This window comes from uncultured Psychromonas sp. (genome assembly GCF_947489755.1).
GTDB lineage: Bacteria > Pseudomonadota > Gammaproteobacteria > Enterobacterales > Psychromonadaceae > Psychromonas.
On record NZ_CANLFB010000008.1, the window covers coordinates 86,971 to 102,710 of the forward strand.

At 36.8% G+C, this 15,740-nt stretch carries 17 protein-coding genes and 3 tRNA genes; 17 read left to right on the top strand and 3 right to left on the bottom strand.

Going from position 1 to position 15,740, the window contains the following annotated elements; translation table 11 throughout:
• Positions 1–18 precede the first annotated feature (18 nt).
• Entirely contained in the window at positions 19–420 is a 402-nt protein-coding gene (locus Q0794_RS06505; protein WP_298940933.1) for a hypothetical protein, read from the top strand.
• Positions 421–453: 33 nt separating this feature from the next.
• Here the strand turns inward: Q0794_RS06505 and Q0794_RS06510 are convergent, their stop codons facing one another.
• Positions 454–840 carry an RNA-binding protein gene (locus Q0794_RS06510; RefSeq protein ID WP_298940934.1) on the bottom strand — a complete coding sequence of 129 codons (387 nt, stop codon included), beginning with the start codon at positions 838–840 and terminating at the stop codon, positions 454–456.
• Between the two features lie 243 nt (positions 841–1,083).
• On the opposite strand from Q0794_RS06510, the gene Q0794_RS06515 reads away from it, so the two are divergent.
• A complete protein-coding gene (locus tag Q0794_RS06515) occupies positions 1,084–1,866 on the top strand; it encodes a TSUP family transporter (protein ID WP_298940935.1) in 783 nt (260 codons plus the stop codon).
• On the opposite strand, the gene Q0794_RS06520 is transcribed toward Q0794_RS06515, so the two are convergent.
• On the bottom strand, positions 1,817–2,662 hold the full coding sequence (locus Q0794_RS06520; protein ID WP_298940936.1) for a LysR family transcriptional regulator: 846 nt from the start codon (positions 2,660–2,662) through the stop codon (positions 1,817–1,819). The two genes, Q0794_RS06515 and Q0794_RS06520, sit on opposite strands and share 50 nt — an antisense overlap.
• Before the next feature lie 283 nt (positions 2,663–2,945).
• Here Q0794_RS06520 and Q0794_RS06525 point away from each other — a divergent pair, with 283 nt between their 5' ends.
• The 6 genes from Q0794_RS06525 (at position 2,946) to greA (ending at position 8,062) form a co-directional block, all read left to right on the top strand.
• Complete coding sequence (locus Q0794_RS06525) at positions 2,946–3,380, top strand: GNAT family N-acetyltransferase (RefSeq protein ID WP_298940937.1); 435 nt, start codon at positions 2,946–2,948, stop codon at positions 3,378–3,380.
• A gap of 40 nt (positions 3,381–3,420) precedes the next feature.
• Entirely contained in the window at positions 3,421–3,810 is a 390-nt protein-coding gene (locus Q0794_RS06530) for a TfoX/Sxy family protein (RefSeq protein WP_298940938.1), read from the top strand.
• A 180-nt stretch (positions 3,811–3,990) separates the two neighbouring features.
• Positions 3,991–4,653 (top strand): leucine efflux protein LeuE, encoded by a 663-nt coding sequence (gene leuE / locus Q0794_RS06535; protein ID WP_298940939.1) that lies wholly within the window; start codon positions 3,991–3,993, stop codon positions 4,651–4,653.
• A gap of 175 nt (positions 4,654–4,828) precedes the next feature.
• A complete protein-coding gene (gene prfC / locus Q0794_RS06540) occupies positions 4,829–6,415 on the top strand; it encodes a peptide chain release factor 3 (protein WP_298940940.1) in 1,587 nt (528 codons plus the stop codon).
• Between the two features lie 282 nt (positions 6,416–6,697).
• Entirely contained in the window at positions 6,698–7,504 is an 807-nt protein-coding gene (locus Q0794_RS06545) for a TatD family hydrolase (RefSeq protein WP_298940941.1), read from the top strand.
• 78 nt (positions 7,505–7,582) lie between these two features.
• Entirely contained in the window at positions 7,583–8,062 is a 480-nt protein-coding gene (greA, locus tag Q0794_RS06550; RefSeq protein ID WP_298940942.1) for a transcription elongation factor GreA, read from the top strand.
• Between the two features lie 117 nt (positions 8,063–8,179).
• Here the strand turns inward: greA and yhbY are convergent, their stop codons facing one another.
• The gene (gene yhbY, locus Q0794_RS06555) at positions 8,180–8,476 is read right to left on the bottom strand and encodes a ribosome assembly RNA-binding protein YhbY (RefSeq protein ID WP_298940943.1); all 297 of its coding nucleotides are present in this window, start codon (positions 8,474–8,476) and stop codon (positions 8,180–8,182) included.
• Between the two features lie 109 nt (positions 8,477–8,585).
• Here yhbY and rlmE point away from each other — a divergent pair, with 109 nt between their 5' ends.
• From rlmE to rimP, 9 genes are all read left to right on the top strand, one after another.
• Positions 8,586–9,239: a 23S rRNA (uridine(2552)-2'-O)-methyltransferase RlmE gene (gene rlmE / locus Q0794_RS06560; protein ID WP_025562774.1), complete on the top strand. Its 654-nt coding sequence runs from the start codon at positions 8,586–8,588 to the stop codon at positions 9,237–9,239.
• Between the two features lie 51 nt (positions 9,240–9,290).
• On the top strand, positions 9,291–11,294 hold the full coding sequence (ftsH, locus tag Q0794_RS06565) for an ATP-dependent zinc metalloprotease FtsH (RefSeq protein WP_298940944.1): 2,004 nt from the start codon (positions 9,291–9,293) through the stop codon (positions 11,292–11,294).
• A 124-nt stretch (positions 11,295–11,418) separates the two neighbouring features.
• Entirely contained in the window at positions 11,419–12,249 is an 831-nt protein-coding gene (folP, locus tag Q0794_RS06570) for a dihydropteroate synthase (protein WP_298940945.1), read from the top strand.
• A 35-nt stretch (positions 12,250–12,284) separates the two neighbouring features.
• The gene (gene glmM, locus Q0794_RS06575; protein ID WP_298940946.1) at positions 12,285–13,616 is read left to right on the top strand and encodes a phosphoglucosamine mutase; all 1,332 of its coding nucleotides are present in this window, start codon (positions 12,285–12,287) and stop codon (positions 13,614–13,616) included.
• 230 nt (positions 13,617–13,846) lie between these two features.
• Positions 13,847–14,170, top strand: coding sequence for a preprotein translocase subunit SecG (secG, locus tag Q0794_RS06580; RefSeq protein ID WP_137297575.1), 324 nt, complete (start codon positions 13,847–13,849; stop codon positions 14,168–14,170).
• Positions 14,171–14,182: 12 nt separating this feature from the next.
• Positions 14,183–14,267 (top strand) — tRNA-Leu (locus Q0794_RS06585).
• 164 nt (positions 14,268–14,431) lie between these two features.
• Positions 14,432–14,522: transfer RNA gene (locus Q0794_RS06590), tRNA-OTHER, on the top strand.
• A gap of 83 nt (positions 14,523–14,605) precedes the next feature.
• Positions 14,606–14,682: transfer RNA gene (locus tag Q0794_RS06595), tRNA-Met, on the top strand.
• 594 nt (positions 14,683–15,276) lie between these two features.
• Positions 15,277–15,735, top strand: a complete 459-nt coding sequence (rimP, locus tag Q0794_RS06600; protein ID WP_298940947.1) for a ribosome maturation factor RimP — start codon at positions 15,277–15,279, stop codon at positions 15,733–15,735.
• The last annotated feature ends 5 nt before the right edge of the window (positions 15,736–15,740 follow it).

The window sequence follows — 15,740 nt, forward strand, 5'->3', positions numbered from 1 at the left end:
CTCTTTATTCTTTTTTGTTTGTGTACTTCAACGTACGCAGAGGCTGTTGTTGATGTTAAAAATGACATCGAACTAAAAACGAAGGGCAATGCATTAGCGAATTATGATGTTTGCAAGTCACTAGCAACTCAATCAGGTGATAAAGTGATGGCGTATTATTATGATGAAATGCATCGACTAACGATAACTGAGACAACGTTAGAGAGCCAAGTTGATAAGCAGCTGCAAGTTGAAATTATTGAAGATGAATACGATAAAGCATTATCCATCCTTAAGAAAATAAACAGTGCTGGTTTATACCAACTCTGTTTAAATAGATTCGATTCAGTTTCTCGCCAGTATTATACGACTAAACTAGCGGCTAAATTAGAGCAGGCTCAGTTAGAAAAAACCAAGCCAGAAAAGTCTGAGTTAGAATAGCTCTATTTAAAAACTAGTTCTAAACTCAACTTATTAATCTTCTACCTTACCCCAAACGACTGCAGGATCAGCCATTTCAGATGTTTCTTCAGTTTTTACTGGCGCTTTCTTAGCTGCTTTTTTCTCTTTAATAACCGGTTTAGCTTCTGCTACCGCTTCTGTTGTTTCTTCAGCACCTTTTTTAGTTTCTGCTTTTTTAACACGTATTAAATTACCTGCTAATTTGTAACCATTTAGTTGCTTAATGGCTGCTTTTGCTTCGCCTACTTTTGGCATTTCTACAAAGGCAAAACCTTTTGATGCACCTGTGTCTTTGTCTAAAACAAGGTTACAAGATTGAATGTTGCCGTGCTCTTTAAATAAAGTCAGTAACTTTTCTTCTGTGGTTGCTTTTGCAAGGTTGCGTACTAATAATTTCATTGGAACTCACTTAATTAAATAATTTTAGTTATTTTAACAGGAACTGAAATTGATTGCTGTTTAAAGCGTAACGAATTAATCATAAGTTCAAATAACTAAAATTAAAAATAGATTCATGAATAAAAAGAATCGTTTCTCCCATTATTCATGAAAATATGGAATATATTGATTTCCTTTCTTTTGCTCATGACAAAACGATAGCAATGCTATATTCACGCCATTCATTATTATTAAGGAAAAAGAATGGAAATCTCATTTGAGATCATGGCGTTATTAGTTGCTGTTGCAACATTAGCAGGTTTTATTGATGCCATGGCTGGCGGAGGTGGATTATTAACGGTACCTGCCTTATTAGCTGCAGGAATTCCACCAGCGCAGGCCTTAGCAACCAATAAATTACAAAGCTCGTTTGGGAGTTTTTCAGCTAGTTGGTATTTTATTCGAACAGGAACAGTGCAGTTAAAAACAATGTGGTTATCGATTGCTTGTACTTTTGTTGGCGCTGCAATAGGCGCTGAAGTGGTACAGCATGTTAAAGCTGATGTATTAATGAGTATTATTCCCATTATTTTGATTGCTATCTCAAGCTATTTTCTATTTTCTTCATCAATTACACCGCATCCAGATGACAAACCTAAACTGTCAGAAGCGGCATTTGCTTTTATCATTGGAGGAAGTGTTGGTTTTTACGATGGTTTTTTAGGGCCTGGTACGGGGTCTATTTTCACCGTATGTTTTGTTGCATTAGGCCGTTATGGTTTGGTCGCTGCAACAGCTCGGACTAAAGTGTTAAATTTCACTTCTAATATTGCCGCGCTGACTTTCTTTATTTTCGCTGGATTACCTATTTGGGAGCTAGGGTTAACGATGGCTGTCGGTGGATTTATTGGCGCACGTATGGGGGCAAAGGTCGTCTTAGGTAATGGTCAGAAAATTATTCGCCCGTTAGTGATTGTTATGTCGATGACAATGGCGACTAAACTTCTTTGGGAACAGCATTCTCAATGGCTACTAGCAATTTTTTAACGCGTACATTGTGGAATGTATTAGGGCGTAAACATAAATGGACAGGACGAAATAAGGGTTTTAACTGCTCAAAGCTAAAGCAATATTGCTGTTCTATTTTTAATGCTTTAACGATTGAAAGCGGTACTAATGCCGCTGCTACTCCGCCTAATGCGAGTTGTGCAGAGGCAGTGTAAGAGTCAAGTTCCATTAAAGGTTCAATACCCAGTTGAGATAAAATATCTAATTGATATCGGTTGGCTGGGTTTGATAAATCATTAGTAATCACTTGTGTTGGCAATGTTTGTAATCGTGATTGACTAACCAATACAAAAGGTTCTTTCCAGAGAAAAATCGCCTTGAGACCATGGTGGGGCGGTAAATGCCCAGCACAAAAACCAATAGTCGCTTTACCTGATTGTACTTTTTCAATAATTCTGGGTGTATGATCTGTACTGATTCTAATCGCGTTATCATGTTTAAAGTATTCTCCCATCATAGTGGCAAGATACCCTGCGACTAAGGTTTCAGAGCAATTAAGTGTGATAATTGTATTATCTAATAAGGCATGCTGTTCATAAATTTGACCTTGTAACTCCTGAAAAGTAGGCCCAATATTTACGATCAGTTCATTTGCCGCTGGCGTTAAACGAACATGACGTCCATCAGGCATAATCAACTTTTTACCTAGTTTCTTCTCGAGCAATGCTATTCGTTTACTCACTGCAGACTGGCTAATATAAAGCTGGCTACCGACTTTACTCATGGTTTTTTCATGGCTAAGTGCTAATAAAGTTTCAATGCCTTCAAGTAACATAGTATGTTGTTAGCCTTGTATTTAGTAAATTGTAGCCGCTTTAATTTTTATAATGTCATTGGGACAGATATTGTTAAAAAGACGGCTTTTTGATGAAGTTATTTTTACAATATAACATTGATGCTAAATAGGAATAGATAAAGTTTTCGTATTAACATGGACGTTCGATTTGTTAATGAAGACTAACAAACATAAATTAAGCAAATAAATGTCTACAAAGTGTGGTGGTTATTAACTTTAACACTTAGGTTGAAAACATTTTTTGTATTATTAAGGAATGATTATGGTTTCAGGTTATAGCATCAGTTCAAAACGCCAAGAGATGGATTTATCAGTGATAGATAACTACCTTTTTAGTTCTTATTGGGCTAAAGGAATACCATTGACAGTAATGGAAAAGGCGATAGATAATTCACTTTGTTTTGGTATCTTTAATCATGCTGGTGAGCAAATTGCTTTTGCTCGTATGATTACTGATTATGCAACATCAGCCTATTTAGCTGATGTGTTTGTTTTGCCTGAGCATAGAGGTAAGGGGTTAAGTAAGTGGCTTATAAAAACGATTATTGAACACCCTCATTTGCAAGGTTTAAGGCGCATGTTGTTAGCGACGAGTGATGCGCATGGTCTGTATCAGCAATTTGGTTTTACACCCTTAAATGCGCCTGAACTTTTCATGGAACGACATCAACCAGATATATATTTAAAAACTAAGTAGAGGCATTGTGCTGTAGAGGTAATGCTGTAGAGATAATGTTATGGCCTTTGATAAAGGGTTAGAAGAAAGACTATATGAATACTTTGCTGAGCGACATGATTTAACAGTAAAGAAGATGTTTGGTGGTTTATGTTTTTTATTGTCGAGACATATGTGTTGCGTAATCATTGATGATAAATTACTCGCGCGTGTCGGTGCTGATAATTATGCACTTTGTTTAGCTAAACCTTATGTGACTGAAATGGACTTTACGGGTAAGCCGATTAGTACCATGGTTTATGTGCTTCCTAATGGGTTTGAAAGCGATCAAGACTTAGCGAATTGGTTGAATATCTGTGTTAATTTTGTCAATACTCTAGGGCCTAAAGAACCAAAAACTAAAAAGCCCAAATCGACAAAGCCCAAATCTACAAAAAAGTTTGAAAAGTAAAAAAACTAACGGGCTCTTAGATTTGAAAATAAGTATAATTTACGATACTTATTTAATAAATGTTTTCTAAATAGCTCTATTCTAAATGTGCCATGACTTGAAATAGACAGTCACTTTAAATTTTGAATATACGATTATCTTAAATAAACAGTCATCTTAAATAAACAATGTAGAGGAATTATGGAAGCTTTTGGTGTTGTTAATTACGTTACTTATTTCATAGGCGCGTTATTCGTTATTTTATTGCCAGGTCCTAATTCATTATACGTCTTAGCTCTTTCTGCTCAACAAGGTCGTCGTGTCGGCTGGGCTGCGGTTGCTGCGGTGTTAATTGGTGATTCATTATTAATTTTAGCAACTGCTTTAGGGGCAGTAACTATCCTGACCACTTATCCAGCTATTTTTATGTTTATTAAGTATGCGGGAGCTGGGTATTTGATTTACATCGGTTATCACTTAATTACAGGTGCAATTAAGTCATGGCGTCAGTTAGATGATAAAAACTTACAAGCTGCCGTAGAAATAAAAAAGACAACGGGCGTACAAGCTTTTAGAAAGGCCTTGCTGGTGAGTTTATTAAATCCAAAAGCGATTTTATTTTTCCTCTCTTTTTTTGCTCAATTTGTTGACCCTAGTTATCCGCAACCTGCGATTCCATTTTTGATTTTAGCATTAACCATTCAAGCATTTAGTTTAATTTATCTGGCTGTATTAATTTATGCAGGATCAACGTTGGCTGAAAGCTTTAGAAAGCGTAAAAAAGTGAGTGCAATTTCAGGTGGTAGCGTTGGTATTGGGTTTGTTGGCTTTGCCGTTAAACTTGCTTTAGCGAGCGCGACTTAATAAAAGCTTAGCTTTTAAATCAATAGCTCATTTAAACTTTATTGAGGCAGAAGTTTGTAATAGGAAATGAATTAATTAACTCAATTTGTTATAGTTCTGCCAAATTTATAAATCACTCATTTCGTAGAAAAACTATTGTGTGCATATTTGTGTACATATAAAGAGAAAACTAAATATGGCAGACGCTAAATTCCTAGAAGCAGTCAACTCTAGACGTACATTCGCAATCATCTCTCACCCTGATGCGGGTAAAACAACGATTACAGAAAAAGTACTTTTGTTCGGAAATGCATTACAAAAAGCCGGTACTGTAAAAGGTAAAAAATCGGGTCAACATGCAAAATCTGACTGGATGGAAATGGAAAAAGATCGTGGTATCTCTATTACTACCTCTGTAATGCAGTTTCCTTATAAACATGGACTGGTTAATCTACTCGATACACCTGGACATGAAGACTTCTCGGAAGATACTTACCGTACGTTAACGGCTGTTGACTCATGCTTAATGGTGATTGATGCTGCAAAAGGTGTAGAGCAACGTACGATTAAATTAATGGAAGTAACGCGTTTACGTGATACGCCTATTATCACTTTCATGAATAAATGTGACCGTGATACACGTGATCCTGTTGATTTAATGGATGAAGTAGAAGACGTATTGAATATCGCATGTGCACCGATTACTTGGCCAATTGGTATGGGTAAAGAATTTAAAGGTGTTTATCATCTCTTGCGTGATGAAGTGATTTTATATGAATCAGGTCAAGGTCATACGATTCAAGACGTGCGCATCATTAAAGGATTAGATAATCCTGAATTAGATACACTTTTACCAAACCATGCCGATGACCTGCGTGAAGAAATGGAGCTCGTGTTAGGGGCTTCTAATGAGTTTGATCAAGAGTTATTTTTAGCGGGTGAATTAACGCCGGTTTATTTTGGTACTGCGTTGGGTAACTTCGGTGTTGACCATATACTAGATGGTTTAGTGGAATGGGCGCCAAAACCACTTCCAAGAGCAACTGTACAACGTATTGTTGAGCCAACAGAAGAAACATTCTCTGGTTTCATCTTCAAAATTCAAGCTAATATGGATCCAAAACATCGTGACCGTATTGCCTTTATGCGAGTGTGTTCTGGTAAGTATGAAAAGGGCATGAAAATGCATCATGTTCGTACGGGTAAACAGGTAAGCATATCTGATGCCGTTACCTTTATGGCTGGTGATCGTAAAGCTTCTGAAGAGTCATTCTCGGGTGATATCATTGGTTTGCATAACCACGGTACTATTCAAATAGGTGATACGTTTACGACGGGTGAAAATCTTAAATTCACAGGTATTCCAAACTTTGCACCTGAAATGTTTCGTCGTATTCGTTTACAAGATCCTTTGAAACAAAAACAATTGTTAAAAGGATTAATGCAGCTATCTGAAGAGGGCGCTGTACAAGTGTTCCGCCCGTTACGTAGTAATGACTTGATCGTTGGTGCGGTTGGTGTGTTGCAGTTTGAAGTAGTTGTGCAACGTTTGAAATCTGAATACAAAGTAGATGCTATCTATGAAGGTATCAGTGTCGCAACCGCGCTTTGGGTTGATTGTGAAGACCCAATTAAAATGGCTGAATTTGAGAAAAAAGCGTACGATAATTTAGCATTAGACGGTAGTAATAACTTGACGTATGTTGCTCCTACTATGGTTAACTTAAACTTAGCGATTGAACGTTATCCTGATGTGAGTTTCCGTAAAACTCGTGAACATTAATCGCGACTGTTTGTTAAGTCATACCCGTTTTGTCTAATTAAAATGCATATTTAAACGGGTAATAAAGCGTCTACGGACGCTTTTTTTATTATTTAGTCTAAATATTATGTGTCTTTTTTTGAGTTATTTACTACTAGTTAATCACTAATAGTAAATAAGGTTTAATAAGTAAGCTCTAGTCAATAATTCTTCGTTAATCATGTTTAGATTCAGAGTTACTCTGATAATTGTTTTAGAATCAATCTATAAATTCAATTTCATTCGTTTTAATAGAGGTTATGTATGTTTATTGATAGTCACTGCCATTTTAATTTTGATTGCTTCAAAACAGAACAAGATCATTTACTTTCTGCGCTGAGTGATGCAAATATTAATAAACTGGTCATACCTGGCACCGATGCTAAGCGTTGGCCACAAATAATCGACCTCGTAGAGCAGAACATTGTATTAAAAGAACATAAAAATAAACTTTATTTTGCATTAGGTGTTCATCCCCATTTCTTAACTGACTTTGAAAACGATCATTTAAGCCAATTAAAAGCGTTGCTAGTTAAATCGCTTAAACAGTCCGATAATCGATGTGTTGCATTGGGAGAGATTGGGCTAGATAAATTAATTGAGACAGATTTAGCGACTCAGGAAAGTGTTTTTTTAGCACAATTAGCAATCGCTGAAAGCTTACAATTACCTGTTATTTTGCATGTGGTTAAAACCCAATCTCGGGTTTTACAATTACTAAAAGAAACTAAGTTTAGTTACGGTGGGGTTTATCATGCCTTTTCAGGAAGTGAAGAAATTGCCAATGAATTTATTAAATTAGGTTTTAAATTGGGTATAGGTGGTGTGATTACTTATCCGAATGCTAACAAAACACGTAACGCTGTCAGCCAATTACCTTTAACTAGCATTGTGTTAGAAACAGATGCGCCTGATATGCCTGTTTATCAACAATTAACGCCTCATAATTCCCCTCTACATTTAAAAACTATCTTTGATTCTTTGTGTCAAATAAGAAAAGAATCACCGAAAGTGGTGGCACAACAAATTTATGAAAATACAAAAGGCATTTTTTCTATAATCAATGACTAATCTCAGTAACTAGCGTAAAATAGCCGCTTTTGTAAATACAGTTAGTGAAACATTGTTTCCAGAATAAGGTGATGGTTAATGACTCAATATCCAATGACAGCAAAAGGCGCTGATATTTTACGTGCTGAATTAGAGCAATTAAAAACAGTAAAACGCCCTGAGATTGTACATGCTATTGCAGAAGCTCGTGAACATGGTGATTTAAAAGAAAATGCTGAATACCATGCAGCCCGTGAACAGCAAGGATTTTGTGAAGGTCGAATTCAAGATATCGAAGCAAAATTATCAAATGCACAAATTATCGATGTCAGCAAAATTGCAAATAACGGTAAAGTGATCTTTGGTTCAACAGTAACAATTGTTAATGCTGAAACAGATGAAGAAGTGAGCTACCAAATTGTAGGCGATGATGAATCTGATATTAAAAAGAATCTTATTTCAATTAATTCACCAATCGCGCGTGGTTTAATTGGGAAAAAATTAGACGATGAAATTTCAATCACAACACCTGGTGGCGTTATTGATTACGATATCATTAAAGTAGAATACACCTGTTAATTTGATTAAATCTTTATGTTACTTCAATAATTTTCATTTGTTGCGGTAAAATAAAGATAATAAAAAGCCCAGATAAACTGGGCTTTTTATTAGTAAAAACAAGATTAAAACGCAAAGTTACTTACGTGGTAATTCTATTTTTTTAGCTTCACTTGGACGATACAGAACAACAATGTGGCCAATTTTTGCAATCGCTAACGCTTCAGTTTCACGTACAATTGCATCAATGATAAGTTGTTTAGTGTCACGATCATCGGTCGCAATTTTTACTTTAATTAATTCATGGTAGCTAATAGCATTTTCTATCTCTGCTAATACGCCTTCGGTTAAGCCATTTTGTCCCAGTAATACAACTGGTTTTAAAGGATGAGCTAAACCTTTTAAAAATTGTTTCTGTTTGTTTGATAATTTCATGCAAATATCTTTCATTAAGGGTTGAAAACGGTTCATTCTACCCTTAAATATTAACCTTTACTATTTAGATTATTATTTATCCTAATATTCGCTCACTAAGGAAGTCATTGTGGCAAAACCAGACAGTACAAATCGTCTTAAAAAAAGTGCATCAGGCAGTTCTAAACGATGGATGCATGAGCATGTAAATGATTTCTATGTGAAAGAAGCAAACAAACAAGGGTTACGCTCTCGTGCTGTTTTTAAATTAGATGAAATAAACGGTAAAGATAAACTAATACGCTCAGGTATGACGGTAGTCGATTTAGGCGCCGCACCTGGAAGTTGGTCACAATGGGCTGTTGACAAAGTAGGATTGAAAGGCAAAGTGATTGCTTGTGATATTTTACCAATGGATTCCATTGCGGGTGTTGACTTCTTACAAGGCGATTTCCGAGAAGAAGTGGTCTTGAATGCATTACTTCAACGTATTGGTGATAATAAGGTTGATGTTGTTTTATCAGATATGGCGCCCAATATGAGCGGAAATACGGGTATTGATCAACCTAAGTCGATGTATTTGGTTGAGTTAGCATTAGATATGTGTCGTGATGTGCTTGTTAAAGACGGTAGCTTTATTGTTAAAGTCTTTATGGGTGCTGAATATGAGTCATTTATCAATGAGGTACGAAAATTATTCAAATCAGTTAAAACTAGAAAACCTGATTCTTCAAGAGCGAGATCTCGAGAGGTTTATTTAGTGGCGACTGGTTTTAAACTGTAGTAATCTGCTTTATCATTATATTCTTTTAATTTTTAACATGAGGTTTACATCTTGAACGATATGGCAAAAAACCTGATATTGTGGTTAGTCATCGCAGTAGTCTTAATGTCTTTATTCCAAGGCTTTGGATCAGACGATACCAATAAATCACAAATCGACTACACCAGTTTTAATAAAGAAGTAAGCCAAGGACTGATTCAACAAGTACAAATTAATGGCCAAGAAATTAAAGGTTTAAAAAGTAATCAAACACCGTTTGTTACTTATATTCCTGCGCCTGATTTAGATTTGGTTAATTACCTTATTAAAAACGATGTGAAAGTAGAAGGTACACCACCTGAAGAAACAAGCTTCTTAGCGTCTATTTTTGTGTCATGGTTCCCAATGCTGTTACTAATCGGTGTTTGGATCTTCTTCATGCGTAACATGCAAGGCGGTGGCAAAGGCGGCGCAATGTCATTTGGCAAGAGTAAAGCCAAATTAATGAGTGAAGATCAAATCAAAACAACGTTTGCTGATGTTGCTGGTTGTGACGAAGCAAAAGAAGATGTTGTTGAATTAGTTGAATACTTAAAAGATTCAAGTAAATTCCAAAAATTAGGTGGTCGAATTCCAACAGGTATCCTGTTGGTCGGGCCTCCTGGTACAGGTAAAACATTATTAGCTAAAGCCATTGCTGGCGAAGCTAAAGTCCCATTCTTCTCAATTTCAGGTTCTGATTTTGTTGAAATGTTTGTAGGTGTTGGTGCTTCTCGTGTTCGTGATATGTTTGAACAAGCTAAAAAATCAGCGCCTTGTATCATCTTTATCGATGAAATCGATGCAGTAGGTCGTGCTCGTGGCGCAGGTATGGGCGGCGGTAATGATGAACGTGAACAAACGTTAAACCAAATGCTCGTTGAAATGGATGGTTTTGAAGGTAATGAAGGTATTATCGTTATTGCCGCAACTAACCGTCCAGATGTATTAGATGCTGCATTATTACGTCCTGGTCGTTTTGACCGTCAAGTTGTTGTTGGTCTGCCAGATGTACGTGGCCGTGAACAGATATTAAAAGTTCATATGCGTAAAATTCCATTGGAAGACGATGTAAAAGCAACTGTATTAGCTCGTGGTACACCTGGTTTCTCTGGTGCTGACTTAGCTAACTTAGTGAATGAAGCTGCCTTATTTGCTGCACGTGGTAACAAACGTACTGTTTCAAAAGAAGATTTTGAACAAGCACGTGATAAAATATTAATGGGTTCTGAACGTCGTAGCTTAGTGATGACGGTGAAAGATAAAGAATCAACTGCTTATCATGAAGCGGGTCATGCCATTGTCGCTAAATTAGTGCCACAACATCATCCAATTCATAAAGTAACTATTATTCCACGTGGACGTGCATTAGGTGTGACTCAGTTCTTACCTGAAGGCGACCAAATTTCACAAAATAAAGATGAATTGGAAAGTAGTATTTCAGTAGCTTACGGTGGTCGTATTGCTGAAGAGCTTATCTATGGCGCACAAAAAGTATCAACTGGTGCTTCGCAAGATATTAAGCAAGCGTCTGCTATTGCTCGTGCAATGGTGACTGAATGGGGTTTCTCTGAAAAGTTGGGACCTATCCTATTAACAGGTGAGCAAGGTAGTTTACGTTCTAACGTTGTTTCTCACGAAACAGGTAAGATTATTGATGATGAAGTAAAAGTATTCATTGATACTAACTATAAACGCGCTTATAAGTTATTAACGGATAACATTGATATTCTACATGCAATGAAAGAAGCATTGATGAAATATGAAACTATCGATTCAGACCAAGTTGATGACTTGATGGCGCGTATTACTGTTCGTCCTCCTAGTGATTGGATAGATGACAAAGAGTCTGAAATTGTTAAAACAACGATTTCGTCAATGGAAAATACTGAAGAAAAAACAGATAAAGTTGATACTGAAGAGCCTTCTGAGAAGACGGTAGTAGAAGGTAAAGAAGACGTTGTTACTGATGTTGAAGTTGATGAGACAGAACCGAAAGCATCGACCACAACTGAAGAAAATAAAAGCGACAAGTAATTAAAACGATAACTAACGTTAATTAACTGAGTTGTTTCAACTGAACCTCATAAAAACCTAAGCTTGCTTAGGTTTTTTTATCACTTTATTTTATTCAAACTGATGCAACTAAAAGTGTAAAGCAATGATATTAACTAGTCGTAATAAAAAACTTAATCTTAATCGTCCCCAAGTTATGGGAATATTAAATGTAACGCCTGATTCTTTTTCTGACGGTGGTGAATACGCACAGTTAGATCGTGCTTTTATGCATGCTCAGGAAATGGTTAAACAAGGCGCTACTATTATTGATATCGGCGGAGAGTCTACAAGACCTGGTGCTGATGATGTGTTATTAAATGAAGAGCTGAATAGAGTTGTCCCTATTATTGAGCTTATTAAAAATGAATTAGATTGTTGGGTCTCGATTGATACCAGCAAAGCAGTCGTTATGACTGAAGCAGTTAAAGCCGGTGCGGATATTATTAATGATGTACGCGCTTTACGTGAAGAGGGGGCGCTTAATGCTGCTGTCGAAGCGAATGTGCCAGTATGTTTAATGCACATGCAAGGGCAACCAAGAAGTATGCAAACAGCGCCTAATTATAATGATGTTGTGGCAGAGGTTAGACGCTTTTTGATTGAACGTAGTGAGCAATGTATTAAAGCGGGTATTAAAACAGAAAATATCATTATCGATTTAGGTTTCGGGTTTGGTAAATCATTACAACATAATTTTGACTTGTTAAATGCAACGCAGCAATTCTTATCTCTAGGTTTTCCGGTGTTAACCGGAGTTTCTCGCAAATCAATGTTTGGTCAATTACTAAATCGTGATATAAATGACCGTTTAGCAGGAAGCCTAGCTGGTGCAATGATTGCAATGCAGCAAGGATCAAAAATAATTCGTGTTCATGATGTCGCAGAAACAGTTGATGTCATGAAAGTATTACAGCAAATAAATACCTTTAAATAATAAAAGGTATCTCTGACGATGGTAAGATTTTTATTATGAACAAAAAGTATTTTGGTACCGATGGTATTCGCGGCAAAGTAGGTGAATCTTTAATTACTCCTGAGTTTGCATTAAAATTGGGGTGGGCTGCGGGTCGTGTATTAGCAAAGTCAGGTAATAAAAAAGTATTAATAGGTAAAGATCCCCGCATTTCTGGCTATATGTTAGAGGCCGCTCTTCAAGCTGGCTTAACATCTGCAGGTATTATTCCTGTATTAATGGGGCCAATGCCAACACCTGCGATCGCTTATCTCACTCATACTTTCCGTGCGACCGCGGGTATTGTTATCAGTGCATCACATAACCCATATTATGATAATGGTATCAAATTCTTTTCAGATGAAGGTATCAAGCTATCTGAGAAAGTAGAGCTAGAAATAGAAGCTGAAATAGATAAAGAATTAAAATGTGTCGATAGTAGTGAAATGGGCAAAGCTTACCGTGTTAACGATGCTGCAGGTCGTTACATTGAATTCTGTAAAAGTACTTTTCCATCACAATATGATTTAACCGGGCTTAAAATAGTGGTTGATTGTGCGAACGGAGCGACTTATCACATTGCACCTTCGGTTATTAGTGAACTTGGTGCAGAAGTCATTGCAATGGGCGTTGAGCCTAACGGAATTAATATCAATTTAAACTGTGGTGCAACTAGTATGGATGCTATTGCAGCGCGCGTTTTAGAAGAAAAAGCTGATTTTGGTATTGCTTTCGATGGTGATGGTGACCGCGTAATGATGGTTGATCATACTGGTTATGTACTTGATGGTGATGAGCTTTTATATATCATTGCTCGTGACAAGTTACGTAAAGGCACATTAAATGGTGGTGCTGTTGGTACGAAAATGTCTAACCTTGGGTTAGAACAAGCATTAAAAACATTAGGTATTCCTTTTGATCGTTCAGATGTTGGTGACCGTCATGTAATGGAACTCATGAAGAAAAATGGATGGAGTATTGGTGCTGAGAATTCTGGACATGTTATTTGTGCTGATTATTTAGCTACGGGTGACGGTATTGTTTCTGGTCTACAAGTGATGGGAGCAATGCAAGGAAGTCGTATGAATTTGCATGATTTACGTCAAGGCATGCGTAAATACCCTCAAATATTAGAAAGTATTCGTTATAATAATGAAATAGATCCTTTGCAAGATGAAGATGTATTAGCAGAATTAGCGCGTATTGAAGCATTACTAGGGGACCGTGGACGTGTCTTATTAAGAAAATCAGGGACAGAACCAGTTTTCCGAGTGATGGTTGAAGCTGATGAAAGCGAAGAAAAAGTCATTGCTTACGCTAAGTCTTTAGCGAGCAAAGTAAAAGTATAATTGTTTGTTTAAAGCAAAATATAAAATCAATGATATAAAGTGAAACAATGAATATTAGGGCAATATAACGCAGTAGATTGATGGTTTTTTATACTGTTTTGTAAAGAAGCTGCCGATGCGGCTAAATTGTCTTAATATTCACTTGTGATCCGCACTGGCATTGGGTAGTATTCGTCCGCTTCTTTGTGGGAGCAAAGGAAGTTTTAACAAGTTAAATTAGGTATATAAATATGTATGAGATGCTGTTAGTTGTTTATTTAATTGTTTCAATTATTTTAGTTGGCTTTGTTTTAATCCAACAAGGTAAAGGAGCAGGTATGGGTGCATCATTTGGCTCTGGCGCTTCTAACACAGTATTTGGTGCAGGCGGTTCTGGTAACTTCATGACACGTACTACTGGTATTTTAGCATTAGCATTTTTTGTGCTGAGTTTAGTACTAGGTAACCTTTCTACACATAAAGTGTCAGTAAATGAAGATTTCTCAAACTTAGCGATTGAACAAACTACTGAAGTTCCAGTAGAAGTTGATACCTCTACTCAAATCCCAGAGTAGTATTTTTAAAAAGCGGATATGGTGGAATTGGTAGACACGCAGCCTTGAGGGGGCTGTGGCTTAGGCCGTGAGAGTTCAAGTCTCTCTATCCGCACCAATTATTAGGTTTTTGATTGCGATAAGATAGTGCTTTCGTTATAATGCGAACACTTTTAAAGCATTGAAAATTAAAAAATGTAAATTCAAAACCTCATTTGTCAATTTTTACATTTTAAAAGATCTATTTAAGTATTTTATTCATATTTAAATAAACAGTTCGGACGCGAGATGGAGCAGTCTGGTAAAGTAAATCGTCGGGCTCCTTCTTGTAGATAAAAGGCGAAGGTCGTAGGTTCAAATCCTGCTCTCGCAACAAGTGCGTCGCACTTAGTTTAATATTTTAGTTTGAGTGTTGATTATTTAGTAAAATTTAACATTTAAACACAACAGTACAGTCGCGAGATGGAGCAGTCTGGTAGCTCGTCGGGCTCATAACCCGAAGGTCGTAGGTTCAAATCCTGCTCTCGCAACCACATTCAAGTGTATGTTTTAAGAAAAGCTCGTCGGGCTCAGTTCTTAATAAAACACTGGCGAAGGTCGTAGGTTCAAATCCTGCTCTCGCAACCACATTCAAGTGTATGTTTTAAGAAAAGCTCGTCGGGCTCAATTCTTAATAAAACACTGGCGAAGGTCGTAGGTTCAAATCCTGCTCTCGCAACCACATTCAAGTGTATGTTTTAAGAAAAGCTCGTCGGGCTCAATTCTTAATAAAACACTGGCGAAGGTCGTAGGTGTTTTTTATATCCTGCTCTCGCAACCACATTCAAGTGTATGTTTTAAGAAAAGCTCATCGGGCTCAGTTCTTAATAAAACACTGGCGAAGGTTGTAGTTGTTAATTTCAACTCCCTGAACCGCATTCGATATTGTAGTTTCCTATCGCAATATCTGTTTGAGTTATTCAAACAAAACGAATGAAGCTCCAATTTATTGGGGCTTTTTTGTTATTTGCGTATTTGATTTTGTTTTAAATACGTTTTACTGACAACTTATGTTTATCAAAAATAAACATAAGTTGTTATTTAAATAGGGCTATATGCCCTTTTTTTGTTTCTGAAAGGGGATAGATTTGGCAAGTTTAGAAGAGCGTCTAACTGAAATGTTAGCGCCAAGTGTGGAAGACCTTGGCTATGAATTAGTTGGAGTTGAATACGTGCGTGCAGGTAAACACTCAACATTACGTGTTTATATTGACCAAGAAGAAGGTATTTTGGTTGATGATTGTGCAGCAGTGAGTCGTCAAGTCAGTGCTATTATGGATGTTGAAGATCCAATCACTAACGAGTACACACTTGAAGTATCGTCTCCAGGTATGGAAAGACCACTATTTAATGCAGCACAATATGCCGCATTTTTAGGTGAAGAAGTTAAAATACAACTGCGTATGCCGATTCAAAATCGCCGCAGATGGAAAGGTATTATTAGTAGTGTAGACGGTGAAATTATTTCCGTTTCTGTTGAGGGTAAAGAAGAGCGCTTTGCGCTGAGTAATATCCAGAAAGCGAACATAGTTCCAAAATTTGATTAATTAAG